Source organism: Motiliproteus coralliicola (genome assembly GCF_003345655.1).
Lineage (GTDB): Bacteria > Pseudomonadota > Gammaproteobacteria > Pseudomonadales > Balneatricaceae > Motiliproteus > Motiliproteus coralliicola.
In genome coordinates this window covers 978,809-1,004,632 of record NZ_QQOH01000001.1, presented here as the reverse complement: position 1 = coordinate 1,004,632, position 25,824 = coordinate 978,809, and the positions used below count along the sequence as shown (strand labels likewise).

Genomic DNA, 25,824 nt, shown 5'->3' with positions numbered 1-25,824 from the left:
AGTCATAGAGAAAGGTTGTGCTATCAAGTCATTGCAGTCAGCCCGACTAAGACCAGGCCAAGTAGCTCCCGAGTACAGGAATGAGGTATCACCCTAGTGATCAGAGCAAGCATCCTATTTCTAACCGGCGCGCTAGCCTCAGGCGGCCTGTTTCAGTTTGATCTTGACCTTCCCAGCTTTCACGCGACCCAGTATCAAACGCAACGGGTGAAAGTCGATCGAGCCAAAGCCACCGTCGAGCAGCGACGGGCTAATCTGTCGAAAAAGTCCCTGAAGAAGGCCGGTAAGAAAGCCGCGGGGTCGCTGATCCCTTTCGTCGGGGCGGTGGTGACGCTCGGGCTGGCGGCCGAGGATTATTGTGAGGAGTTAGCGGGGATTATCGAGTTACAAAACATCCTCGACGGCGAACAGGAACGGTTTGATCTGGATGCCTGCTTGAAGGAAGCCGAGTCCTATATTCAAGCGCAATTCGAATAACCCGTATTTGTTGGCAGGGACGCTGGTTTAGTTACTTGGTTACACGTTGTTAGTCTGGCTCTCGATTGATACGGCAACGTTACTCAGTGGGTGTTTTTTGTTTATTTCCAACGATATAAGCTGGTCTCTAAGTGTTGCATTACCAGGCTCTTCTGCGTGCAGATGGTGAAAGGCCGATCTCTGGTCTAGCATCAGTTATCGACGATATGGGAGCGATACTTCGCGGTGTTAGCCGGTGTGGGGCTGATCGATGATCGCTGTCTAGCGATCGACTATCATGTTGATTAGCTATCGCTTATGCGACGCAGAATGCAGCCACTATCTGTCGAGAATGACTTTGCCCTGGTGAACTGGGCTGATCATGGGTTAAGGGATTACATGCCGAGCACTTTTCTATCTAAGCTGTTACTGACAAGAAAAGACCTCCAACAACTCTTTAGCAGCCGGATTTGCTGGACAGTGGCATTTGGCACTTTCTTAGCGATACTGGTTGTCGAGGCGATCATTCTCGTCCCCTCCTATCAGAACTTCTCTAGAGACTGGCAGCAACAGCGCATTGACGAGGTGAAGTTTTCCACTCGGGTCGTTTATGCCCCTTATAACGGCAAGGTCGGATCCCTTGAAACGGTTCGCGAAGGCCTTGATATGTTGGTCGCTTTAAACATCATCAGGGGCTGGTCCGCTAGTGATGGTAACCAGCAGATCCAAGGCGGAGAGCCCCCAGAGCCGTTAGTTGCAGGCGAAGTGGTCCAACGGAGCTCCTCAACCGGTTCTAGCGATGTGCTCGATGTGTATTGGAACGACCAGAGCGAGTGGGCGCCTTATCAAGTTCAGGTTCGCTTGGGACTGGAGGGGCTGGATCAAGCCCAGAATGCATACCTGATGCGGATCATCGGTCTGATAGCCATTATCAGTCTTTTTGTGACCGCCGCCACGATGCTGGTGCTTAGTCAGCAGGTCTTGCGCCCTGTGATAGACCTTTATTCCCATGTGAAACGGGCGAACAAGGAGCATGACTACTACCGTTCGAGAATCGTTAATCGCTCTCCGAAAAATGAGCTTGGTCGGGTTATCGATGCATTTAACGAGATGTTGGCTCATATCGACGACAGCCTTCACGATGCACAGTTTGACGATCTGACCCGTCTGCCCAATCGCGCGGTGGGTTTGGAGTTTCTGCGCTTATCCATCAACCAGGCCAAACGCCATCATCAGCATGCCGCGGTGATGTTTATCGATCTCGATAACTTCAAGGAGGTGAATGACAGCCTTGGGCATGGGATGGGTGATCAGTTGCTGCAAGAAGTCGCCAAGCGATTATCGGAATCGATTCGTTCCGGCGATAGTGTTGTGCGACGTCAAGCCAAAACATATGAGGTAGCCAAACAAGAAAGTGAAAGCATGGTCGCCCGAATTGGCGGTGATGAGTTTATGGTGATATTGCCGGAAATCAGCAAAGAGGAGGATGCTGCGGTTGTCGCAGAGCGGATCTGTAAGTCATTTCAGGACACATTCGTGTTAGGTACCAGTGAGCAACAGCAGTTGCGCTCAATGAGTTCCAGTATTGGTATCGCAATCTACCCACGTGATGGTGAAAGCCTAAACGAGTTGATGATGAGCGCGGATACCGCGCTTTATTCGGCCAAAGATGCCGGTCGCGACCACTTCAAGTTCTTCTCGAGGGCGATGAATGCAAAACTGATGGAGCGTTTGGAGCTGGAAGCGGAACTACGACAGGCGATTGAGCAGCAGCAATTGATGGTCTATTACCAGCCGGTTGTCGAGGTTAAAACACAACAAGTTGTCGGGATTGAAGCGTTGGCGCGCTGGAACCATCCGCAGATGGGCTGGGTCTCCCCAGAAAAATTTATTCCGATCGCAGAGGCCAGTGGTTTGATATTGCCGCTGGGGGAGTGGGTGTTGAAAGAAGCCTGTTCCACCACTCGGCAGTTACAGCAGTTGGGTCACCCCGTGCGTGTGGCTGTCAACGTGTCTTATCAACAATTCCGCCATAAAGGCTTTATCGAGTTGATCAACACCACCTTGGCTCAGACGCAATTGGCCCATGAGTATCTTGAGCTGGAAATCACCGAAAGCCTGTTTATCGATGAGCAAGCGCAAACCCAATATATGATCGATATTCTCAGTCAGTTGGGTGTTCGATTCTCTATCGATGACTTTGGTACAGGCTATTCAGCGCTTAGCTATCTGAGACGATTTAATGTGCATACGTTGAAAATTGATCGCTCCTTTATCGGCGGTATCGGCAACAATGCTAACGATGCTTCGCTGACACGGACCATCATCGCCATGGCGAAAAACTTCGGATTAGACATTATTGCCGAGGGTGTCGAAGAACAAGAGCAGCATGCGTTCCTGCAATCCCATGGCTGTGGTTATGCTCAAGGCTATTTCTATGGAAAGCCTATGCCATACAACGACTTGTTGGATTTTCTTCAGGTTGATGAGATGGAGGCTCAAACTGAGAATTAAGCGACAGTCAGCAGCTTTTTCGGTTTGCAGAGCAGCGGCTTGCGAGGACCGAACTGAGCTTCAAACTCCGGCCCATAAGGAATCCAATGGCGTTCGACTTAGCTGAGAGCTGTATGCCCCGATTCAGCGTATTAGCCTAAGAGGCTGAAACGTACCACCCCTTCATCCCCAGCCTCCAGCAGCTGTCCCTGCAGGGCATCGCAAAGTCGGTCCAGTTGACCGCGCAGGTGATTGACCCAGTCGTCATGGCCCAGGGTGGGTTGACCGTCGGTGGGGGCGATCTCGACAATCAGTTTGCCGGTTTCTTGGTTTCCATCCAGCGACAGTTTCAGATCACTGCCGTTGGCTTGACGGGCCACCAGTTCGATTGCGCCGAGTAGCAACCGTTGCAGCAACTCGGGATCTGATTGGATCTGCGAAGGAACCTGTTCCCCGATCCGGTAATCGAGCAACCAACCCTGTTGGCGGGACAGCGGCAGAAATACCTTCAGAACCGAGTCCAGCAGCGGCGCCAGGGTTAGGGCTTCCTGATTGGCACTGAGGGGGTGGCTGTCCAGCAGGGTGATGGTGTTGGCCAGTCGTTGGTGGCGGGCGTGCAGTTCGCCGCTGAGATCGTGGGCGACCGGATTCAGCTCCAGCGACTGCAGTCGCCGTCCCTGTTTGACGATCGGTTCGATCTGGGTTTGCAGCAGCTTTGTCGTGTCTGCGGCAAGCTGGCCGGTCGTCTGCGGCTCGGCTTGTGGATCCTGCTGCTGGCGGGCGGTTTTGATATCACGGAATGAGCGTAACGCCACAACCACCGAGGTCAGTAGCCGTGAGGCGGACAGTTCGGCTTTGCTGAGGTAATCGTTGATATCGTAATTGACGATCACCTGGGCCTCGGGGGCATAGCCGGGGTGGCCGGTGCGCAGAATGACTCGCATATCCGGGTTGTCCAGTTCTGCACGGATATGGTTGACCAGTTGCAGACCTTCATGGTCGGTCTCCATCACCACATCCAGCAGCGCTACGGCAATATCCGGATGTTGTTGCAGCAACTCCCGGGCCTGCGCGCCGCTCATGGCGCTGATTAACTTGATCGGCCGTTTTTCAAACTCGTAACCACGGAAGATCATTCGGGTGATACCGTGAATGCCTTCCTCATCGTCGACGATCAGAACTTTCCAGGGGGTCATGGACTACTACGGGTCATTATCGTTATAGAGTCGGCTATTCTGCCAGCAAAGCCAGTTGCTGTTCCAGCTGTTTGGCTTTGGCTTGCGCACCCCAGTCGCGATAGAAGGCTCGGGCTGCCTCAAGGCAATAGTGCGCCAGGCTCGGTTGCTGTTGCTCCAGCAACAGATCGGCGTAGCGTTCCTGTACCAGAGCACGCTGGTAACTGAACTGTTGTCGTTCTGCGGCCCTCAGTGCCTGCTCGAACAGTACGGCGGCCGGACGCCCCTTCAGGCGACAAAGCTCGGCTTGCAGCAGCAATCGCTGGCAGTCGAAGTTCTCCGGACAGTGGCGGGCCCAGAGTTCAAAGCGTGACAGCAGTTGCTCGGTTTCCAGTTGACGACGGGGACTCATACCGCGTTGCTGCTGCCCTTGCATCAGCCGCATCAATGCGGTGCAGAACAGCATTTCGCTGACCCCGAAATAGCCTGGCATCTCATTCTCCAGGCGACTTTCCCAGCGATAGATCTGCGGCCATAAGGGTTGCCGATTGAGCAGCAGCGCGGCCTGGGTCATGGCGATGGCGTGCCAACCGTGTCGATAGTCAAGTTGTTCCGGCCAGGGGCGATCCCCGCACAACAGACCGATCAGTAGGTCGCTGGATTGATCCAGTTGAGCGGCCGGTTCAGCTAGCTGGCGCTGTCGCAGCTGTTGTTGTTGCTGTTGCAACTGTTGGCGCTGTTGGTGCAGCGGTAGAGGGCTAAACAGTTGTAGTTGCGCCTGCAGCAGACAGCACTGGCCCTGCTGTAACCAGAGCCCCTGTTCGGCGGCCTGTTCGGCGGTGCTTTGCAGCTGTTTGCCCAGACGTGGCAGCGGTTGGTACCAATGCTGTACCTGAGCGTACTGGACCAGGCGCGCAGCGACGGCAGAGAAGGGCGGGTCCTGGGCTGCGTCTACTGCCGTAAAGGCCTGCTGTTGTTGTAGCTGCTGCTGTTGTAAAAGTTCGGCCTCGTTGGCCAGCTGCAAACCGCGATCGGCAAAGCGTCGGGCCAGGGTCAGGTCGGCGCAGAACCAGCTGCAGACCCAGGCATAACTGATAAAGGCGAACGGGGTTTGTTGGCATTGTCCCTGGCGCAGGCTGAGTTGAGCCATGCGTCCAATCGCGCAAGCCGCCAGTAAGGGCTGGCTCTGGTGGCGGGCCAGCAGGCTGAGCCGTTGCAGCAGTTCCATCAGCCCAAGACGCTCCTGCCCGGCCGATGGCAGTGGGCGGTCAAGCTCGCCGTTGTTGACGCTATCGCTGATCTGCTGAAGTTGGTTCAACAGTAGATCCAGAAGTTCGTCGCGGCGAACGGGTAGCGGCTGCTGCAGGCATTGCAGCTGTTGCAACAAAATCTCGAGAGCTCCGGTTTCATCGCCCCGGTGCTGGCGGGCTCCAGCCTGTAGCAGCGCTATCTCAATCTGAGCCGTGACGGGCAGGCTTACGTCGCTTAGCGCACTCAATCGGGTCTCTACCGAGTCGGGTTCGCCGGCCTGCAGCTGCATCCTGGCGGTCCGCAACCAGAGTGAGTAATTTTGCGAGTCGGGTTGGGTAAGACGACAGATTGAATCCAAGAGCTGTGTTGCGACGTTGAAGTCGCCCAACAAGGCGGCCGTCTTGGCGGTTGCCAGGGTTATCTGATGGATCAGTTTTGGGCTGACTTCTGCCTGGCTAAGATGCCGCAGTAAGCGTTGCTGCTGTTGGAGCTGTTGCAATGGTTCGAGGTCGTCGCCCGAAGCGGGGACAGCGTGCTGCAGCAGTTCGGCAAAGCGGTGGTGCATCCGCTTTCTGGTCGAGGCCTGTAAGCGGGTGTCGAGTTGTTGCCGGATACGCTGATCGGTGAAGCGGTAGCGGGTATTGTCAGTGTTGGTGGCTTCGATCAGTCCCGCTTGTTCCGCCGGCCACAGATGGATCGCCAGTCGTGCCAATGGACTTCCGGTGGCATCGGACAGTTCGCCGAGACTGAACGGATCCTCCAGCAGCGAGGCCCAGTCCAGCAGTTCGCGGCTCAGATCCGGTAGTTGCTTGAGGCGCTGCTGAATCTGCTGAGCGTGATCGGAACCTTGCAGCCAGCCGGTATCGACCGGGTTGTCAGGCTGGTGCGCCGAGGGTTCCAGCGGCAGCGGGCGAACCTGTTTTCGGTATTCGCTGGGAGGTTGCTTCATCCAGCGCTTGAATGCTTTCTGGAACGCCGACTGATTGGAGAAACCGAGCTGATAGGCGATCTCGCCGAAACTAAGTTCGCCACGTTGGATCATCTGCAGGCATAGATCGCGTCGGGTCTGGTCATGAACCTCCTGAAAGCTAGTTTCAAGCTGACCCAGTTTGCGCTGCAGCGTGCGCAGGCTCATCCCCAACTGCTCGGCGACCTGCTCGCGGCTGACTGAGAGCTGGTGTTCAATCAACTGCTGTCGAACCAGGTTGCGGGTCTGCGCAATCAGCGCCCCCTGCTGGCCGCTCTGACTTAACAGGGCATCGGCAAATTCGCGATGCAGCTGATGCATCTCGGCGTTGGCGTCGAGGCAGGGCAGACTGAGATAATCGCTACTGAGCCAGAGCTGGTTTTGGGTCGAGCCGAACTCGGTCTCGGCGGCAAAAAACTGCTGGTAGGGACGCTTATCATCCGGCTCGGGGTGGGACAGCCGAACTTTCTGTACTGCCACCTGGTGCCCGGTTAACCAGCGCGGCCAGTTGATCAGACAGGCCAGCAGGTAATCGATGATGGCCGGGTCGTTGCGGTTTAGCTCCAACGTCAGCACGGTAGCCTGCGACGTCTGCTGCAATTCCAGCACGGCTTCTTCGTGCAGCAACGGCAGGTAGTCGATCAAGCTGCGATAAGCCTGTTCCAGGTTGTCGGATGTGGACATCAGAAATCCCACCGATCCGAGCATGCGGGGTTGAGTCGCTTCACCCAGGCTAAGGCTGATCAACGGATTGTTGCTCAGCTGTACTAACTGCTCCAGCACCCCGGGGTAATTGATCGACGGAAATCGCGAGCCCGGTTTGGTAAACTCCGATTCGGTTAAACCGGCGATCTGCAACAATTGGGCGTGCGGGCTTTGACCGCCATCGGTACGGAAGTGACGTGCCAGTTGCAGCACCGGCTCTAACAGGCGAGCGGAGACGGTAGGGGTTGGCATGAAAAGAGTGCTTTGGGCTCGATGAGAAAAACGCAGGTTATCACAAAGTCATGAGGTTGTTGTCCTTGCGTGCCATTGCCGCCATATTCCGTGCTGACCCGAGGATCCGTAATGCAGCTTTGCTTAGTCTGCTATTGCTGCTGGGACCTATGGCGGAGGCTGATCAGGGATCCCAGCCAATCCTGCGGGTCGGAATGCCTTCACCGGGGCAGGTGCCTTATTTATGGCGCAATGAAGTGGGGGAATTTGAAGGCATTTATGCCGACACCCTGCGCCTGATCGCCGCCGACTTGGATGTGGAGCTGCAGTTTATCCCGTTATCCCAGGCCCGTTTGCGACGTCATTTTGTGGCCGGGGAGATCGATCTGGAAGCCGGGGTGCCGGTAAATCTGGAAACCTCCGAGTCACTCAAACAGGTGTCGCTCTACAGCCGCCCCTTCGGGCTGGTCAACGAGGTGATCATCTACCGTCCCGAACTCTCGTTTCCGGTGTTTATTCTGAAGGACCTGAAAGGGAAGCGGGTCGCTACGGTGCGGGGAAGTTCGGTTCCGGATAATCTGATCCGGGAAGATTTTTCCAGCCAGTGGCAGATCGCCCAGCGGGTCCACCGGGGCTGGAACGAGATCGGATTGATGAAGGAGGTCAGCGCGCTACGTTATCGACGCGAAGGCCGGTTGAATTTTGAAATCTCGCTACCCTATGTCAGTCATCCGGTCACCTTCCGCCTACACCGAAGCCGCAGCGAACTGCTTGCCGGTATGAATGCCAGCATCGATAAGTTGGAGCAACAAGGTGAGCTGGAGCGGGTGGTCTGTAAGTATCTGTGTGGGGTCAACACCGATAACTGAAGTAACGGAGTCGTTGCCGTCCCGGTGACGGTTTTGTCAATCGCAGCGGCTTTTTGAGTGCTGCAATTTACGCTTCAAACCGATTCTCCACTGACAACTATTCTTCGATCCGCAGGTTCTGCGTTGTAGCGATATATTCCATTAATGGAATAGAAAATTTCATCAATTATTTTATGTTTAATGCTGCCTATTGGTTGAAAGATAAGCTATTTTTTTAGCTACAAGATCTATGTGTCTTGTCGCCAGAGCCGTCTCAGTTCGCTGAGGTGTTGGTACTGCGACCGATGGAGTGTCGTTTAGTGGTATCGGTGCCGAAAGTATCATGGAATGGAGCACACAGGAGGTATGCTGAGATGAATGCAAATAGATTTGCCGGTTGGGCATTGTGCCTGCTGTTGATGGGCATGACCCAGTCTCTTCAGGCGCAAGACTGGGTCTACACCACGGTTGAAGGGGACAATCTCTGGAACCTGAGCGAGCAGCATCTCGACTCGGTGATGCGGTTTAAACAGCTGCAACGGATCAACGGCATCCAGAACCCCAAGCAGATGCGCCCGGGTACCCGACTTCGGATACCGCTGAAATGGATTCGCAGTAATCCGGTTCCGGCTGCCGTTGAGGCGATCCGGGGTGATGTGGAGCTGCGTCGGGCCGACGGTAGTAAGGCGCCGCTGGGACCGGACAGTTTGATCTACCTGGGCGACCAGGTCCGAACGTCAAGGGGCAGCTCGGTGGCGATCCGCTTTGCCGACGATTCCATCCTGACTCTTCATGAAGACAGCCTGATCCGCTTTGATCATCTCAGTGCCCATGGCCGTACCGGCATGGTGGACTCGCGCCTGAACTTGCTCGAAGGGCGGATAGATACGCGAGTGATTCCCGCCAAAGGACCGGGCTCGCGCTTTCAGATTCAAACGCCCTCGGCGATCAGCGCGGTCCGAGGCACCGAGTACCGGGCGGCCGTTAGTGACAACGGACAGGTTTCCAGTATCGAAGTGCTGGAAGGGTCGGTCGCCGTCAAAGGTGCGGATCAGCAGAGCCTGATCAAGGCGGGTTTCGGTACCCGGGTGGCCGAGGGCAAGGCGCCGTTACCGCCCCGTAAACTGTTGCCGGCACCCGCGCTGAAACCGGTTGAAGGCGCGATCCGTTCGATCAACTGGGTCCTGCAGTGGCAGTCCGTGGAAGGTGCCCATGCCTATCGCCTCGAGATCGCCGAGCAACGCAGTTTTGATACGCTGTTGTGGCAGCAGCTTAGCGTCCATCACCGTGCGGCGTTACCCGATCTACCCGATGGCCGCTATTTCGCCCGCATTCGAGCCGTCGATTCGCTGGGCCTGGAAGGGCACAATGCGGTCCAGGAACTACTGCTTGATGCCCGTCCCCAGGCACCGATTCAGCTTAAACCCGACGATCAGCAGCTTTATCGCGGCGAGTCACCGACGTTGCGCTGGACCGCCTCCCAAGAGGCGGATCACTACCGGCTTGAGATCGCGGCGGATGCCCAGTTCGAGCAGCTGCTGGTCAACCAGGATCAACTCGCCGCGACTCGCTTTGATACCGCCGAACTGCCGATACCCGGTACCTACTTCTGGCGTTTGACCAGCATTGCCGCCGACGGTGAACAGGGTCCGGTGGGAACGGTGCGCAGTTGGCAGGTCAAAGCGATACCGGCCGCCGTCGATACCCAGATGCAGAGCACCGATGACGGTAAACTGGTGGCCAGTTGGCCTGCGGGGCTGGAAGGGCAGCGCTATCAACTGCAGATGGCTCAGGATCCGCAATTCAATCAGTTGATCGTCGATCAGCTACTGGAGTCTCCCAGCTATCGTTTTGAGCCCTTCAGCGGCGGTTCTCGCTATCTAAGGGTCCGGGCGGTGGAGCCGGATGGCTTTGCCGGCCCTTGGGGAGCGGTGCAACGAGTGCTGCCGACACCGAACTGGACGCCGATGATCCTGTTCAACGCAGCCCTCGGCTTGCTGTTGCTACTGTAGGTTTGTCGAAAGGCGAGCACGATGAAACTGTCCGAATCCCAGCGCAGCGCGGTTTATGCGCTGCTGCTATCGCTGCTGTTGCTGGCTGTCGGTGTTGGGCTGAACCAGAGCCGTAGCCTGGAGCGGATGGATCTGCTGATCTACGATCTGTTGATGCCGTTACACAGCGGCTCCATGAGCGATCGTGTGGTCATTATCGCCATCGATGATGCAAGCCTGGAACAGCTTGGACGCTGGCCCTGGTCGCGGCGGCGCCATGCCGAGATGCTTGATACGTTGACCGAGATGAAACCGGTGGCGGTTGGATTCGATGTGCTGTTCTCCGAACCCCAGCGTGATGATCCCGACGCAGATCGGTTATTTGGCCAGGCATTGGCCCGTAACGGCCGTACGGTGCTCAGCGTCGCCCCGGGCTTGTATCGTCCCGGGCAATTGATTGCAGAGATTCTGCCGCTACCGGAGTTGGCCGCCCAGGCTGCGGCTATCGGGCATGTGGATGCCGAGCTGGACCTGGACGGACTCTGTCGGCGAGTATTTCTGTATAGCGGCTTGAGCGATGCGCGTTGGCCGGCGTTGACGCTGGCGATGCTGCAGCTGGCCGGAACGGCTCCGGAGCTGGCAACCGCAGCTTCCGATCGGGCAGAGCCGATGATCAGCGAAGCCTGGACCCGCGAACATAGCCTGTTGATCCCTTTTGCCGATCGTTCAAGCCCGCCTAAGATCTATTCTTGGATCGACGTGGTGGAGGGTCGTATCCGACCGGCGCAGATTCGTGGCCGATATGTGTTGCTGGGTGCAACCGCCGCGGGGTTGGGTGACGCTCTGGCAACCCCGGGCGCTGATGATCATGAATTGATGCCGGGTGTGGTGCTCAACGCCCATATTCTCAATGCCCTGCTGCAGAACGATAGGATTCAACCTCTGTCAGACTCGCTCAGTGGGGTCATCACCGGCTGCCTCGCCATCGCTATTGCCCTGGCGGTGATCCTATCACCGTTGCGTATCGGGCTGCTGCTCTCAGCGCTGGCAGCAATTTCGACCCTGGCGTTATCGTTGGCACTGCTGATCTGGGAGCGCCAATGGTTTGCCCCAGCCTCGGCATTGGCGGTAAGCCTGATCGGCTGGCCGCTGTGGAGCCTTTGGCAACAGGGGGTGGATCTACGCTTGCGCCATCAGTTACAGGCTCAGCTCGAGCACCAAGCCCACTACCATCTGGCCAGCGGTTTGCCCAATCACGCCATGTTGGAAGATCGACTCCAGAGTCTGGAGAGCGGCACCAGGGCCGGGCATCCGGTGGCGGGGTTGATGGTGATCCATTTCGATTGGCCCGGCACGGCCAGTACCACCCTGGGTCGGCCGTTGGGGGATGAGCTGCTGTTCAAGATCGGAGAACGGCTGCGTCAGTTGGCCGGGGAGGATCAGTTTGTCGCTCACCTCAACGGCGATGATTTCGGGGTCTTGCTGACCGGTTTGGATGAGCCGGTGCAGGTCCGTCAGTTAGCTTCCAGGCTGTTGGAACAACTGCGTCAGCCGATGCAGATGGAGCAGGAGTTAATGTTGCTGGCACCGCAGATCGGGGTCAGTGTGTGGCCCAGCGATGGCCAGGATGCCATGGGGCTGTTGCGAAACGCCTATACGGCGATGTTCAAATCCAGAATCGATGATAGCGATAACCTGTGTATCTATTCCGATGATATCGGACGCCAGTTGAAGGTTCGTTCGCAGTTGGAACAGTCGTTGATTCTCGCCTTGGAACGGGATGAATTCTCGCTTTATTACCAACCCCAGGTTTGTGCCCGCAGTGGTGATCTGGTGGGCTTTGAAACGCTGCTGCGATGGAACAACCCACAGCTTGGCTGGGTGTCACCGGAGACCTTTATTCCGGTGGCCGAGCACGTTGGCCTGATCATCGATATCGGCTATTGGGTTCTGGATAAGGCGTGTCGCCAACTGCGGGAATGGCGAGATATGGGGCTTAACCCGCCGCGTATTGCGGTCAATGTTTCGCCGCTGCAGTTTGCTGATCCCAATCTGGAACTAAGTATCCGAGCGATTGTGGATCGCGCCGGCATTGAACCGGCTGATCTGGAACTGGAGATCACTGAAAGTTCGTTGATGTCGGAGGTGGACCGGGCGATCACGGTGATGCGGCGGATCAAACAGCAGGGAATGGAGCTGGCAATCGATGATTTCGGTACCGGGTATTCGTCGTTGAGTAATCTGCGTAACTTCCCCCTCGATCGGCTCAAAATCGACCAGGCCTTTACCCGGGAGATCGGTAACAGTCATGACTCGTCCGAGATTACGTTGACGATTCTGGCCATGGGTCGCCGGTTGGGCCTGAAGGTGATCGCCGAAGGGGTCGAGACTGAGGAACAGGCGGAATTCCTACGTTGGCACGGTTGTGATGAATTTCAGGGCTATCTGTACGGGCGCCCGATGGATGCTGAAAAAATAGAGCAGTTATTGCGAAGTAATCGTTAGTAAGGGCCACGTTACCGTGCTTGGGTTCAGGGACCGGCCAGATTATTTTCGATCGCATAGCGGGCCAACCCGGCTGCGGTCTGGATTCCCAGCTTGGTTTTGATGTTCTGTCGATGAGTTTCCACCGTCCGCACACTGATATTCAGCTCCCGCGCTATCTGTTTGTTGCTGCTGCCTTGGGCCAGCGATCGCAGTACGGTCTGTTCGCGTTTGGTCAGTAACGGACTTTGATCCGGAGTCGGGGAGGCCTCGGCGTCGGGATTGAACAGGCTCTGTGATGCGCCCTGGCTGAAGTAGGTGTTACCCTGATGTACCGTCTCGATCGCTTTGATCAACTCTTCGCAACCAACGTCTTTGAGTACATAGCCCCGTGCACCGCTGTGCATCAGCTGCATGATGTACTCGCGGCTGTCGTGCATGCTCAGGATCAGTACCCGGATATCGGGAAAATCGCGTTGGAAATGGCTGCTGGCCTCGATGCCGTTCATCACCGGCATACTGACATCCATCAGCACCACGTCCGGCTTGAGTTCGGCGCTCAGTGCCAGGGCCTCACGACCGTTGCCCGCCAGGCCGATCACCTCAATTCCCGGGACTGCTTCAAGCCGGGCCTGGATGCCATCGAGTACCAGCGGGTGGTCATCGACCAGGAGAACTTTGATGTTGGCGCCATCGCGCTGTTGTGGTGTCAAACTGCTGCTCCTTTGATGATCTTAACTATATAGCTCGACCGGCAGTTGTGCGCTAATCCAGGTGCCGCCGCCGCGGGTGGATTCCATGTTGAAACGCCCCCCCAGTAATTCGATCCGCTCGCGCATATTGCGCAGGCCGATACCGTCACTGCGGATCTTGTCGGTCAGGTCGAAGCCGCAGCCATTGTCACGGATCTCGATCCGAAAGCTATTGCCGTTCCAGTAACCCTTCAGGGTCAGGACGCTGGCATCGGCATAGCGCTCGACATTGGTGAGGGCTTCCTGCACCACTCGATAGAAGGTGATATCGATCTCTTCGGTCAGTTGGCGTTGGGCCAGGTCGACATCAAGCTCCACCTGCACGCCAGTTCGCTCGGCGAACTCACCCAGCAGGCTTTTCAGGGCCGGTAGCAAGCCCAGATCATCAAGGACGGTTGGGCGCATATCGTGGGAGATCTGCCGGACTTCGCGGATGGCGTCGTTCAGGACCTCCTGGCCTTTACTCAGGTGCTCCTCAGCGCCGGACTGTTGCTTCTTGAGGGTCGATTGAGCCAGTTCGAGGCGGTATTTGACTGAGACCATCAGCTGATTGATACCGTCGTGTAGCTCTCGGGAAAAGCGGCGCCGTTCGCTGATCTGAAACTGCATCGAACGGCGGGCCAGATCACGCAGCTTGGCATCGGCGAGCATATGCTCATGGACGTTAAAGGCGATACCGATCATCACGATCAGAATGACGGTGACGGCGGTAAATACCAACACCGTGAAGAAGGTGTTGCGGATGTTTCGATTGACCTGCTCACGGATCTTGGTGACTTCCTGGGCGATGTCATCGAGGTAGAGTCCGGTTCCCAGCATCCACTCCCAGTCCTTTAACTGGACCACGTAACTGAGCTTGTCCTCGGCGCGATTGAGAGAGGGTTTGAGCCACTGGTAGCGGAGGAAGCCTCCACCACTGCGGGCCAAATCGAGAAGGCTGACGATAATCTTGGTGCCGTTGTCGTCGGTCAGCTCGATCAGGTTATGGCCCTCCAGCTCAGGCTGTACCGGGTGAACCAGGTTGGTCCCGTTATCGTCGTACACAAAAAAGTAGCCGTCATCTCCGTAGGTCAGGTCCCGCAGAATCGCCTTGACTTGGGCCTGGGCGTCTTCCGGATCCAGATCCTGATGACCGTGAAGGTGGCTGATGGAGGTCAGCGCCAGGCTGACATAGTCACGCAGAGCCTGCTCTTTGGAGGCGATCAGGTTGCGCTCGAAGGTCTGGATCTCCTGTTCGCCCAGTGCTCGAGCCTGGTTCAACGCCACCAGGGTGACGCCGGCGGTGAGCAGCAACAGCGGTAGGATCGCCAGCAGCAGAATTTTTGTTTTTAGCTGCATTGTCGGGCTATGAAATCGCATCAACGTAGAACGTCCAGTTATACCATAAAAAAACGGCCCCATTTCCGGGGCCGTTTCGGGACGATGAGGTTAGTCCAGACCGTAGAAGGCCGGCAGCAGCAGAATCGAAACCACGACTATGGCCTGGATGGCGATGTAGGGCATGACACCGCGGTAGATGTCTTTGGTGCGGACTTCCGGCGGTGCTACACCCTTGAGGTAGAACAGGCTGAAACCAAAGGGAGGGGTCAGGAACGAGGTCTGCAGGTTCATCGCCACCAGAATCGCAAACCACAGCATACTGATTCCCAGTGCCTCGGCCACCGGCGCCAGAATCGGCACGATGATAAAGCTGATCTCGACGAAGTCGATGAAGAAGCCGAGGATCATGATGATCACCATCGACAGAATCAGGAAGCCCCACTTTTCACCGGGCAGCTGCAGCAGCCACTCCTCGACCAGATAGTCGCCGCCGGTGTAGGTGAAGGCCATCGAGAAGGCGGTTGCCCCTAGCAGGATAGCGAAGACCATCGCGGTCACCTTGACGGTTTCCTGGGCACTTTCGATGATCACGCTCCAGTTCAGCTGGCGGTAGCAAGCCGCCAGGATCAGCGCACCCACGCCACCCAGGGCCGAGGATTCGGTTGGCGTAGCGATGCCGGTAAAGATGGAACCCAATACCACGATGATCAGCGCCAGTGGCGGTACGATCGCTTTCAGGGCTTCGACGATCTGCTCGCCTTTGGTTCCTGCGTCTGGATCTGCCGGGATGGCAGGGGCTTTCTCTGGCTTCAACCAGGCGTAGATCAGGACAAACAGGATATACAGGCCGATCAGTACAAAACCGGGGCCGACAGCGGCTTTGAACAGGTCCCCGACGGGGATCCCCAGAACGTCGCCGAGAATGATCAGAATGATCGATGGTGGAATGATCTGTCCCAAGGTTCCCGAGGCACAGATGGTGCCGCAAGCCAGGCTCTTGTCGTACTTATACTTGAGCATCACCGGTAGCGAGATCAGGCCCATGGCCACCACGCTGGCGCCGACAACGCCGGTGGATGCCGCCAGTAGCGCCCCCACCAGAATAGTGGAGATTGCAATACCGCCACGGATTCCGCCAAACAGTTTACCCATTGCTTCCAATAGCTGTTCCGCCAGCTGGGTCTTCTGCAGCACGATGCCCATGAAGACGAACAGGGGGACCGCCATCAGCACCGTATTTTCCATGATGCTCTGGATCCGGAACGGCATGAACGCGAAGATCTCAGCGCCTTCGGCCCAGACACCAAACAACAGGGCAACACCGCCGAAGGTGAACGCCACAGGAAAACCGAGCAGCAGCATCAACAGCGCTGCACCGAACATGTAGATACCAACCATGATTACAACTCCGTGTGCTTGTAGGGCTGCTCGTGTTGTCCCAGCAGGGTGTTAATGGATGTCAGCAGCAACCCGAGGCCACTGAGTAGCATGAAACTGAAAGAGATCGGGATCATGCTCTTGATGATCCAGCGATGGGGCAACCCACCCGGATCGCCGCTTTGCTCACCCAGCTCATAGGCCTCTTTGGCGAAGTCATAGCCGTACCAGACCACCAGGGCGCAGAATGGGAACAGGAATACGATGGTACCGAACAGGTCGACCCAGGCCTTCTTGTTTGAACTGAGGTTCTCGTAGATCAGGTCGACCCGAACATGGCCGCCGGTACGCAGTGCGTAGGGAACCCCCAGCAGGAAGATAGTCGCGTGCAGGTGCCATTCCAGTTCCTGCATGCCGATGGAGACTTCGTTGAACAGGTAGCGGGAGACGACATCCCAGAACACGTTCAACAGCATCAGTACAAACAACAAGGCGGTCAGTTTGCCGAGCCAGTCGCACACCCGGTTGATACCGTTCTCTAGATTTAACAGAAATTGCATAACCGTACTCATTCGGATCGGTTAATTGGGAGCGTTCGAACAGGCCTCTTCGACCGCGCAGTTGCGCTTATCAGGCTTGGCCATGCGACCCTTAAAAAGACATGTTCGTTGGTCCCCAACTCCCACCCGGCTTAGAACGAGCGGGAGCGGGGGCCGAACCTTAAGGCTCGGTCGTTAGAAACAGCTTAGTTGGACATGCTGTCCAGGTAAGCCTTATCGGAGATTTCAGACCAGACCCGTGACTTCTCACGGTATGCCTTGCGGGAGTCCAGAATCTCTTTGGCCAGTGCATCCTTGGCGGCATGCTCGGCCAGTAGTTCGTCGTTCGCCTTGCGCATGGCGTTCATCACTTCAGCCGGGAACGTCTTCACCTGGATGTTCGGGAACTCGGTCTTCATCTTGGCCCAGTTCTCGCTGCTGGCGTGGGTCGAATGGGTATACATGTCGTAGGCGGCGGTACGCATGGCGACACGCAGAATCTCCTGCAGGTCGGCCGGCAGGCGATCCCACTTCTTCTTGTTGATCAGGAACTGCAGTTCGGTGCTCGGCTCATGCCAACCGGTGTAGTAATACGGGGCGATCTTGTGGAAACCCATCCGCAGGTCCAGAGAGGGGCCTACCCATTCCAGGGCGTCGATGGTGCGACGTTCCAGTGAGGTATAAAGTTCGGCTGGAGGGATGTTGGTCGGGCTGGCACCGACTTTGGCAAAAATTTCGCCGGCAAAACCAGGAATACGCATCTTCAGGCCCTGCAGATCGTCCAGCGAGTTGATCTCCTTCTGGAACCAACCGCCCATCTGGTTGCCGGTATTACCCCCTGGGAATGACATCAGTCCGAACGGCTCGTAGACCTTCTGCATCAGCTCCATACCGCCACCGTGGTAGAACCAGGCGTATTGTTCCGGGGCGATCATGCCGAACGGCATGGTGGTGAAATAGAGGGTATTGGGAACCTTACCCTTCCAGTAGTAGGACGCGGAGTGGCCCATGTCGTACTGGCCAGCGCGAACCATGTCGAAAACCCCGAACGGGGCTTTGTGCTTGTTGGAAGAGTCGATGGTGATCTTGAGACGACCGTTGGACATCTTATCGGCCATTGCCGCCATATTTTTGGTGGCATCGCCGAAAATCGGGAAGTTCGGGCCCCAGGTTTCCGCCAGCTTGAGGCGGTAGACCCTGTCTGCGGCCTGGGCCGGTAGTGCGATCACGGCTGCGCAGGCTGCTGCAGCAACCAGCTTGGTGAGTTTCATTTTTAGCATTGTGATTATTTCCTCATCGGATCGAACGATTCGCCTAGGCGAACTTATTGTTATTCCGAGCCCGACCCAATTAGGTTTAGTCAGAGCAGAGCCAGGTGGGTACTGAATCGAGCTCGGTGAGCCTATCGTCCCAATAAGCATGGCGAAAAAGTATTCGTAGAATTGCGCAGGGGTTGCGGGTTATTACGTAGCTGACTACGTAGTTTTACTGAGAAGAGGTGGGCGACAGTCTCGGTAGTGCGTTTATCTAGCAGGGTATAAGGGCCACAGCACATGATATGGCTTAACGGTTTTAAGCCATATCATGTGCTAATAAAGGGGGAAGGGTGACCGATTCAACCTTCATCACCGGTAATTCGAACTAAACGGCTTCACCGGTCTTAGAGAATTAACGCTCAACGTCGGGTATTGAGCGCCGAACGCTACTCGGATACGGGAGTGAGTTAGAGAAAGACCTCAACCACTTCAGGGTGGCTCAGAAACCCCTGTGGACTGGCGCTGAAACCATAGGCGCCAGACTGGCGTACCACTATCAGATCACCCACCTCGCAACGAGGAAGTTCAACCTTGTCCGCGACAATATCGAGCGGGGTACACAGTGGGCCGACCACGGTGACCAGTTCAGTCTCACCGCTCGGGTTTATGGAAGTCGCCTCGACCGGGTAATTCTTGCGGATCACCTGGCCGAAGTTGCCGGAATTAGACAGGTGGTGGTGCAGACCGCCGTTGGTAATCAGATAGGTGGTGCCACGAGAAACCTTCTTATCGATCACCTGGCAGACGTAGAGACCTGCCTCGCCGACCAGATAGCGGCCCAGCTCCATCACGATTTCGGTTTTGGGTGCGATCGCCTGGAAGCTGGCTAGCTCGGATGCCAGGTTGGCGGCGACCGGTTCCAGATCGAGCGGTTTCTCGCCTGGGAAATAGGGGATGCCCAAACCGCCCCCAATATTGACGAACCTCAGGGTTAACCGATGCTGCTCGATGAGTTCGCCGGCCAGTCGCATCACGCCGCTGTGGGCCTCACAGATCGCTTCCGGCTTGAGGTTTTGTGAGCCGGTGAACAGGTGCAGACCTTCCGGCTCGATGCCAAGCTCTCTGGCCAGTGCGATCGCGTCAGCCAGTTGCTCGGTGTCGATGCCGAAGGGTTTGGCTCCACCGGTCATCTTCATTCCCGAAGCCTTGAGTTCAAACGCCGGGTTGACCCGTAGTGCCAGGCGGGCACTCAGTCCCAGATGTTCGGCAGCGGCGCCAACTTGGCGGATCTGCTGCATCGATTCGCAGTTGACGACGATACCGGCGGCAACCGCTGCTTCAATTTCGCCGCTGGATTTGCCGGGGCCGGCAAAGCTGATTTCAGCCGGTTCGGTACCGGTTGCCAACGCAACCCGAAGCTCACGTTGAGAGGCCACATCCAGACCGTCCACCAGTGAAGCCAGGTGCTGTACAAGTGCTGGCATCGGGTTGGCTTTGATGGCGTAGTGCAGCTTGATAGCATCCGGCAGGGCTGCCCGAAGGTTGGCTACCGTTTCGTTGATGCGACTGCGGTCGTAGACGTAGTAGGGAGTTTGCCCGGCTATCGCCGCCACCTGTGTCAGCGTATGGCCGTTGACCAGTGGAGCACCATCTTGGCGCTGATTCCAGGTACTGTGATGGCTTGGCTTGCTGGTGGTCATTAGGTTTCTCTGCGGTTGTAGCGATGTTATTTCGGTTATTGGACCGATGCGATCTGACGAACTCAGATGCCGGTGCTATCCATGATCGAATTGGTCGGCGTAGCGTTCGGCTAGCTGCTTGCGATCAAACTTGCCATTGGGATTGCGTGGTAAAGGTCCATCAATCTCGATGATCGCTTGAGGATGCATAAAGTTTGGTAGCTCACTACGGTAGCGTTTAGCCAGTTCGGCACAGGGGTTATCCGAGTCGGGCTGCGGGCTAAACAACACCAGGATACCCTGGCCCAGGGTCTGGTGGGGCAACCCCAGGGCTACGGCATCCTCGACCAGGCCGGAACTGTAGGCCACCTCTTCAATTTCACTGGGGCTGACCCGGTAACCGGAGGTCTTGATCATCTCGTCCTGGCGCCCGACGAAGTACAGGTAGCCCTCATCGTCGCGCTTGGCACTATCGCCGGACCAGACAGCGATATCCTCGAATACCGCCCCAGCAGGCCTTGGAATCGGTTTAAACCGCTCGGCGGTGCGGGCCGGATCGTTCCAGTAGCCCTGACTGACCAGCGGACCGCGATGGACCAGTTCCCCGATCTCGTTGGCCTCACATTCAGAGCCGTCTTGCCGCAGGATCATCACTTCGGCATTGGGGATCGCTTTGCCGATCGAGCCCGGTTTGCGATCGACATCTTCCGGTGGCAGATAGGTGGAGCGGAATGCTTCGGTCAGCCCGTACATCAGAAAAGGCTCGGCGTTGGAAAAGGTGGCTCGCAGCTTGTCCAGCAGGGACTGGGGCATATGGCCGCCGGTATTGGCGAAATAGCGTATCGAGGCGGCGGTCTCTTCGGTCCACTTTAGGTTGGCGATCTGGTGCCAGAGCGGCGGTACCGCGGTGATGCCGGTGACCCGATGTTTCACCACCTGCTTCATCACATCGTTGGGTAGCAGGTAATCCAGCAGGATGCAGCAGGCGCCGCTGGCAAAGGCGGTAGTGATCTGGCTTAAACCGGCATCAAAACTCAGCGGCAGTACCGCCAGAATCCGGTCCTGCTCATGATTGCCGATGTAACTGGCAACACTCTGAGCGCCGACCACCAGATTACGATGGGATAACACGACGCCCTTGGGCTTGCCGGTGCTTCCTGAGGTATAGAGGATGGCCGCAAGGTCGCTATCGGTGGCGCTCGGGTATGCCGCGGGTTTTGTGTCGGTATCCAACAACGCCGGCCAGTTCAATACCGAGAAGGGTAACGCTTGCGGTTGCTCAAGCTCGCCCTCGTCAACCAGTACCATCAGGCGTAGATCGTGGCAGTGCTGCAGTTGTGGCAGCAGTTGCTGAGCCCGGGCTCGGTTGGTAATCAGAACACGGGCATTGCAGTCGGCCAGAATATGACCCACCTGGGGCGCTTTGAGCACCGGATTGACCGGTACGAAGCAGCCACCGGCAGCGCTGGCAGCGAACAGTGAGACGACCGTTTCCGGTTGCTTGGGCAGATAGACGGCGACCCGTTCGTTGCGCTGCAGATCCTGAGCCAACAGTGCCTGCGCTATCTGTTCGGTCTGCTGCCATAGCTGAGCGTAGCTCAGTGTCTGTTGCTTATGTACCAGGGCTTCCCCATCGGGGCGTAGACGGGCCTGTTGAGCCAGCAGGTGGTGGAACAAGAAATACATACCGGTTTCCGTCGGGCTGTTAACTAGATTTGGGTTGCTTGAGTAACTGTCGATCCAACTGCTCGACAAACTGCTGCATCCGTTGATCCGCGCGAGTCGAGTCCTCGTAGTCGGTGCTTATCAGGGTGACCTGGCTCGGGTGCTGGTTACCGTTAAGGCGGTTGATACCCTGAAGCAATTTGACCTGCAGAGGGTTGGTTGCTGTTTGGCCGTTGGCACCGTACCAATGCCAGGTCCGGCGTTGGGTGCCGAGCAGGTGGCGCAGCTCGGTTTCGACCACGGCAAAGGGCTGATTGTCTATCTGCACCTGGCGAACCTGTTGGCTTGCCATCGTCCAAGCCGCTGCGGTTTCGATCCGGTTGTTTTGGTTGATTAGCTCCTTGCCCTGACTTTCGTTGCGATAGCGGGCGATATAGAGCCCAACGGCGCTGAGCTTATTGGACGGGTCTCTCCCTGCTTTGTAGCTCTGATGTACGACCTCGTCGGCGCCCAGATAGTCAGGCTTCCAAGGGCTACTCAATCCGGCGACTGACTGCCAGGGAGATTGCGGTAGTTGCAGCTCGGCAAGGGGGGCTTTGGCATCGCTATGCTGCAGTTGGAAACCAAGCCATCCGACACCGATAAACAGTGCCAGGGTGAATACGGTAATCAGATAATGGCTGCTGGCTACCGGAGTCACCGGTGTTTGCGTTTGCAGGTCATTGCTGGGCTTGGGGTCGTGCCAGAAACTACCGAGCCAGAACATCAGCGCCATCACTAGGCCGAAGAACAGCCAGCCGTAGACCAGATGATCGACCCCGGTGGCATATTTCATCTCCGACAGGTGGGCGATGATAACGATCAGGTAGGCGCGCACACCGTTGGCCAGAATCGGTATCAGCAGCGAGGCCAGCATAAAGATCAGCCTGGTTCTGGCCCGAGTATAGTTGAGGTAGGCGTACAGTGTGCCAACCGCAAGCGAAGCGATCAGGTAGCGGATGCCGGAGCAGGCCTCGGCTACCTCAAATTTACCGGTCGGGATCTCGATAAACAGGCCGTTGATATAGACCGGAATGCCGCTTAGTCGTAGCGCCTTGACTGTAATATCGGCGGTTACCTGCTGCAGCATCGGGGTTAGTTCTTCGCCGATCGGTACCATAAAAAGCAGGTAGAGAATGGGAAACAGTAGCGCCCAGAACAACCTCAAGCCCAGCAGAGTTGGGATCAAGCAGATCAAGATGCCGACGGCGGCCAGCTGATGCAGTGCGGCGATGTCGGTTGCCAACGCCAACAGCCAAACCAGGCAGCCGATCAGGATCGCTGTTAACCCAAGCCAGGAGCTGCCCAGTGGAATGGAGGGCAGTCGGTCTCGCTGGCGCCACACCAGCCACAGGCTGATCAGCGGAATAAACATACCGTGGGCAAAGGTGTCAGAACGCCACCAGATAGCCGCCATTGAACTCAGGCTGGGCCAGAAGACCCAAGCGTAGACTGTCAGGGTTGCGAGCAATACCAATAGCGGCCGCAAACCTTGCGGACTGGTTGCAGGGGGAGTGCTGTCCGATGTTAACGGCGGCTGCTTCAAGGATTGATTCATAACCGCTACTTTAACCCAGATACTTGGACAACAGTGGCCCCAGTTGCTGGGACAGCTTTAAGGGGAGCTTCTGCCAAGCACTGATGAAGTATTTGTATTTGGGGTTGTTGGGGCTGATGTCAGGTACCTGATCGGCCTTAACCAGATGGTATTCGTATACCAGTGGCTCGGGGGTGAACCCCCAGTGACGCTTATAGTTATAGGGCCCGCTGTCGTTCTTGCTGCGACCAAAATCGTAGGTTTTCAGGCCTTTGGTGACGGCTCTGCGGATCTGGTCCCAATACATGAAATCCATCGACTTCAATCCCCGTGATTCCGGTAATCCTCCACCGTAGTATGGCAGCACTTCGTCACGGAAATAGAAACTCATCAGGCTGGAGCGGGGCTGGTCATCTTGATAAACCGTGACCACCTCGCAGTCGTTTCCAAACTCCTGTTGCAGAGCCTTGAAGAACTTACGTGAGAACACGGGGGTGCCGAGATTTCGGACGCTGGTAGAGTAGATCTCAAAGAAATTGTCGAGATTTTGTTCCAGACGAGCTTCGTGATCATTTTTGATGCTCTGGCGAATCACCGCGCGCTGCTTACGCTTCATCGCCATCAGGTTTGGCTCCTCCTCCGGATCGAGCTCTCGACGGAAGGTGGAGTGTTTGCTCTTGCTGGGCCAGCCGTCGGTCTGTGGGGTACGGTGGCGTAGTTCCAGAAAATCGACCCCGAGCCGTTCCGCCAACTGTTGTGCATGACCCAGCAGCGAGCGGCGGGCATCGTCGTTGCTTGCGACAACGCCACCGTAGACACAGAACGGGGTTGATACTAAAGAATGGCCGAAAAGCAGGCTTTTAACTTCAAACAGCGGCAGGATGCCGGTAATTTCATCATCCTGTTCTGCGAATAGATAATGGGGACGATGTCCGATACTGTCCGCGATAACCCGCATCCAACCTGCACGATGAAAAAAGGTGGCTGCATCGCTGGCGTCGACGAATCGATCCCAGCGCGCTGAATCGTTAGCGGCTTTATCGGTCAGGTTATGGATGGCAACCAAAATAAATTCCCTTTACGGTGCTCAAGGAGCTTCAAACCTAGCAGAATTAGTTCCAAACTCAAGCCGCTAACGGGGCCTTGTTTTGCACGGCTGCGGAAAAACGTAGTTGATGTAACGCAAACATTAAGCTATTTAATCGTTTCTTTCGGCCGCGAAGCCATAAACCGGCGCAGCTTGTGCCGATCAGGGTGTATTTATCGACCCAATAAGGATAAGGATGGCCAGACCAGTGAATAACAACGACTCTGATTCACTAGCCGAAGAGACCGATCTGAAAAAGGGCAGCCAGCACGGTCAGCGTCCGATTGTGGTGGTCGCCGAATCACTGTCGGGGGATCAGGTCTGTATCCGCCCGGAGATCGAAGTTTACTGCTTTGGCCTGCCGCGCAATGTCTCCCGCCAGCCTCTCAGTGCGTCTCAACTAGCCGAGCTTTTCCAGCAAGACAAGCCGCCGACGCTAGTTGGTCATTTCGCCTTGGTGGTTTGTTGGCCGCAACAAAATCGCTGCCTTATGTTGGCAGATCGCTTTGCCACCCACCGGCTTTACTATGCGGCCGACGCCGACAGCCTGGTGGTATCCGAGCGACTCGAGGCCGTTCGTCGACATCGCCCCGACAGCGGCATCTCCCAACAGGCGTTGGTGAACTACCTGTTCTTCCATATGATCCCCAGCCCAGAAACGGTGTACAGAGGTATTCATTGCCTGGAACCGGCGCAGCGGATCCAGTGGAAAGGCGGAGATCTGCAACGCGATCATCACTGGGTCCCCAGATTTGATCAGACCGAGATGGTGGAAGAACCCCAGCAGGCAGAAAAACTGCTGGCAACGATGCGCGAGCTGATGCCGGAGTATTCGTCCCACGCTTCCAGTGGCTGTTTTCTTAGTGGCGGTCTTGATAGCTCCAGCGTTGCCGGCTTGGTGGCCGAGCAGCGTCGGAAAACCGATGTGTTTTCAATCGGTTTTCCGATCGAGCAGTACAATGAACTGGATTACGCCCGCACCGCCGTTCAGCATTTCGGCTTGACCGGTCATGAGTATGAGATGTCGCCGCAGGATGTAGTCGATGCTTTGCCGCAAGTGATCGCAAGCATGGATCAACCCTTCGGTAACAGTTCGGTGATGCCCGCCTATTTCTGCGCTCGGCTGGCAAAGTCCAAAGGGATCGATTGCCTGATCGCCGGGGACGGAGGCGATGAGTTGTTCGCTGGTAATGAACGTTATTCCAAGCAGCTGCAGCTGGACCGGCTGCGGCAGCGGCTCAAGCCGTTGATTTGGTTGATGGACCTGACGATTTTGCGTCCGCCCTGGCCTGAGTCGGTTAAGTTATTTGGCAAGGCCCGCAGCCTGACTCAACAGTTGAAGATGACGGTACCGCAAAACCTGGAGTACTTTAATTTCCTCAACCTGATCGAGCGTCAGGAGATCTTCTCCGATGCGATGCTGCAGGCTACCGATCAGCAGGAGCCGGACCGACGTTGCCAGCAACTGTTTGATCAGCTGGAGCATGGCGATACGCTGGATCGGATGTTGTTTATGGATTGGAAACACACCCTGGCCGATAACGATCTGGTCAAGGTGAACAGCATGTGTCGGCTGGCCGGGGTCGACGTTGCTTACCCGATGCTGGATGACCGGCTGGTGGATTTCTCTTTGCGGGTTCCGGGGCAGCAAAAGCTGACCCCGGCTAATCTGCGGCATCTTTATAAGATGGCCATGACCGGTTTTTTGCCGGACAAAATTATCAATAAGCCCAAACATGGCTTTGGGCTACCCTTCGGACTCTGGACCGTCGAGCATCAAGGCTTGCGCGGTCTGGCCTACGAGGCGATTGCCAGTCTGGATCAGTTGGATCTGTTTAATCCCGGTTTTATCGACGACGTGATACGCCGGCATCAGCGAGAACACGCCAAACATTATGGCGAGCTGGTTTGGATTCTGATGGTGCTGGCTCTATGGCTGGACCGACATCAATAAACATTTTGTGAGCGACTT

17 protein-coding genes are annotated in these 25,824 nt (G+C 56.4%); 6 read left to right on the top strand and 11 right to left on the bottom strand.

What is annotated here, in order from left to right; all coding sequences use genetic code 11:
* Positions 1–96: 96 nt before the first annotated feature.
* Positions 97–477 (top strand): hypothetical protein, encoded by a 381-nt coding sequence (locus tag DV711_RS04445; RefSeq protein WP_114694429.1) that lies wholly within the window; start codon positions 97–99, stop codon positions 475–477.
* Positions 478–786: 309 nt separating this feature from the next.
* Positions 787–2,970 carry a putative bifunctional diguanylate cyclase/phosphodiesterase gene (locus tag DV711_RS04440; RefSeq protein ID WP_165839999.1) on the top strand — a complete coding sequence of 728 codons (2,184 nt, stop codon included), beginning with the start codon at positions 787–789 and terminating at the stop codon, positions 2,968–2,970.
* A gap of 131 nt (positions 2,971–3,101) precedes the next feature.
* On the opposite strand, the gene DV711_RS04435 is transcribed toward DV711_RS04440, so the two are convergent.
* Both DV711_RS04435 and DV711_RS04430 read right to left on the bottom strand, forming a co-directional pair.
* Entirely contained in the window at positions 3,102–4,145 is a 1,044-nt protein-coding gene (locus tag DV711_RS04435) for a response regulator (RefSeq protein ID WP_114694427.1), read from the bottom strand.
* A gap of 34 nt (positions 4,146–4,179) precedes the next feature.
* Positions 4,180–7,299, bottom strand: coding sequence for an AraC family transcriptional regulator ligand-binding domain-containing protein (locus DV711_RS04430; protein ID WP_114694426.1), 3,120 nt, complete (start codon positions 7,297–7,299; stop codon positions 4,180–4,182).
* 149 nt (positions 7,300–7,448) lie between these two features.
* On the opposite strand from DV711_RS04430, the gene DV711_RS04425 reads away from it, so the two are divergent.
* The 3 genes from DV711_RS04425 (at position 7,449) to DV711_RS04415 (ending at position 12,622) form a co-directional block, all read left to right on the top strand.
* Positions 7,449–8,147, top strand: a complete 699-nt coding sequence (locus DV711_RS04425) for a substrate-binding periplasmic protein (protein ID WP_243633726.1) — start codon at positions 7,449–7,451, stop codon at positions 8,145–8,147.
* Between the two features lie 353 nt (positions 8,148–8,500).
* On the top strand, positions 8,501–10,138 hold the full coding sequence (locus DV711_RS04420; protein ID WP_114694424.1) for a FecR family protein: 1,638 nt from the start codon (positions 8,501–8,503) through the stop codon (positions 10,136–10,138).
* A 21-nt stretch (positions 10,139–10,159) separates the two neighbouring features.
* On the top strand, positions 10,160–12,622 hold the full coding sequence (locus tag DV711_RS04415; RefSeq protein ID WP_114694423.1) for a putative bifunctional diguanylate cyclase/phosphodiesterase: 2,463 nt from the start codon (positions 10,160–10,162) through the stop codon (positions 12,620–12,622).
* A gap of 26 nt (positions 12,623–12,648) precedes the next feature.
* On the opposite strand, the gene DV711_RS04410 is transcribed toward DV711_RS04415, so the two are convergent.
* The 9 genes from DV711_RS04410 to DV711_RS04370 all read right to left on the bottom strand — a co-directional run bounded on the left by DV711_RS04410 (position 12,649) and on the right by DV711_RS04370 (position 23,831).
* Positions 12,649–13,314, bottom strand: coding sequence for a response regulator transcription factor (locus DV711_RS04410; RefSeq protein WP_114694422.1), 666 nt, complete (start codon positions 13,312–13,314; stop codon positions 12,649–12,651).
* Positions 13,315–13,335: 21 nt separating this feature from the next.
* Entirely contained in the window at positions 13,336–14,691 is a 1,356-nt protein-coding gene (locus DV711_RS04405) for a cache domain-containing protein (RefSeq protein ID WP_114694421.1), read from the bottom strand.
* 90 nt (positions 14,692–14,781) lie between these two features.
* The gene (locus DV711_RS04400) at positions 14,782–16,071 is read right to left on the bottom strand and encodes a TRAP transporter large permease (protein WP_114694420.1); all 1,290 of its coding nucleotides are present in this window, start codon (positions 16,069–16,071) and stop codon (positions 14,782–14,784) included.
* A gap of 2 nt (positions 16,072–16,073) precedes the next feature.
* A complete protein-coding gene (locus tag DV711_RS04395; protein ID WP_114694419.1) occupies positions 16,074–16,610 on the bottom strand; it encodes a TRAP transporter small permease subunit in 537 nt (178 codons plus the stop codon).
* 185 nt (positions 16,611–16,795) lie between these two features.
* A complete protein-coding gene (locus tag DV711_RS04390) occupies positions 16,796–17,869 on the bottom strand; it encodes a TRAP transporter substrate-binding protein (RefSeq protein WP_114694418.1) in 1,074 nt (357 codons plus the stop codon).
* A gap of 443 nt (positions 17,870–18,312) precedes the next feature.
* The gene (locus DV711_RS04385) at positions 18,313–19,545 is read right to left on the bottom strand and encodes a pyridoxal-dependent decarboxylase, exosortase A system-associated (protein WP_114694417.1); all 1,233 of its coding nucleotides are present in this window, start codon (positions 19,543–19,545) and stop codon (positions 18,313–18,315) included.
* Positions 19,546–19,620: 75 nt separating this feature from the next.
* A complete protein-coding gene (locus tag DV711_RS04380; RefSeq protein WP_114694416.1) occupies positions 19,621–21,210 on the bottom strand; it encodes an acyl-CoA ligase (AMP-forming), exosortase A system-associated in 1,590 nt (529 codons plus the stop codon).
* 19 nt (positions 21,211–21,229) lie between these two features.
* Entirely contained in the window at positions 21,230–22,786 is a 1,557-nt protein-coding gene (gene xrtA / locus DV711_RS04375) for an exosortase A (protein WP_114694415.1), read from the bottom strand.
* A gap of 10 nt (positions 22,787–22,796) precedes the next feature.
* Positions 22,797–23,831 (bottom strand): FemAB family XrtA/PEP-CTERM system-associated protein, encoded by a 1,035-nt coding sequence (locus DV711_RS04370; RefSeq protein WP_243633725.1) that lies wholly within the window; start codon positions 23,829–23,831, stop codon positions 22,797–22,799.
* A gap of 229 nt (positions 23,832–24,060) precedes the next feature.
* On the opposite strand from DV711_RS04370, the gene DV711_RS04365 reads away from it, so the two are divergent.
* Positions 24,061–25,806: an asparagine synthetase B family protein gene (locus tag DV711_RS04365; protein ID WP_165839998.1), complete on the top strand. Its 1,746-nt coding sequence runs from the start codon at positions 24,061–24,063 to the stop codon at positions 25,804–25,806.
* The last annotated feature ends 18 nt before the right edge of the window (positions 25,807–25,824 follow it).

Coding starts and splice junctions, on each gene's coding strand:
- DV711_RS04415 (WP_114694423.1), top strand. CDS start 10,160: ATGAAACTGTCCGAATCCCAGCGCAGCGCGGTTTATGCGCTGCTGCTA.
- DV711_RS04435 (WP_114694427.1), bottom strand. CDS start 4,145: ATGACCCCCTGGAAAGTTCTGATCGTCGACGATGAGGAAGGCATTCAC.
- DV711_RS04420 (WP_114694424.1), top strand. CDS start 8,501: ATGAATGCAAATAGATTTGCCGGTTGGGCATTGTGCCTGCTGTTGATG.
- DV711_RS04425 (WP_243633726.1), top strand. CDS start 7,449: ATGGCGGAGGCTGATCAGGGATCCCAGCCAATCCTGCGGGTCGGAATG.
- DV711_RS04430 (WP_114694426.1), bottom strand. CDS start 7,299: ATGCCAACCCCTACCGTCTCCGCTCGCCTGTTAGAGCCGGTGCTGCAA.
- DV711_RS04395 (WP_114694419.1), bottom strand. CDS start 16,610: ATGCAATTTCTGTTAAATCTAGAGAACGGTATCAACCGGGTGTGCGAC.
- DV711_RS04380 (WP_114694416.1), bottom strand. CDS start 21,210: ATGTATTTCTTGTTCCACCACCTGCTGGCTCAACAGGCCCGTCTACGC.
- DV711_RS04385 (WP_114694417.1), bottom strand. CDS start 19,545: ATGACCACCAGCAAGCCAAGCCATCACAGTACCTGGAATCAGCGCCAA.
- DV711_RS04440 (WP_165839999.1), top strand. CDS start 787: ATGCAGCCACTATCTGTCGAGAATGACTTTGCCCTGGTGAACTGGGCT.
- xrtA (WP_114694415.1), bottom strand. CDS start 22,786: ATGAATCAATCCTTGAAGCAGCCGCCGTTAACATCGGACAGCACTCCC.
- DV711_RS04390 (WP_114694418.1), bottom strand. CDS start 17,869: ATGCTAAAAATGAAACTCACCAAGCTGGTTGCTGCAGCAGCCTGCGCA.
- DV711_RS04405 (WP_114694421.1), bottom strand. CDS start 14,691: ATGCAGCTAAAAACAAAAATTCTGCTGCTGGCGATCCTACCGCTGTTG.
- DV711_RS04400 (WP_114694420.1), bottom strand. CDS start 16,071: ATGGTTGGTATCTACATGTTCGGTGCAGCGCTGTTGATGCTGCTGCTC.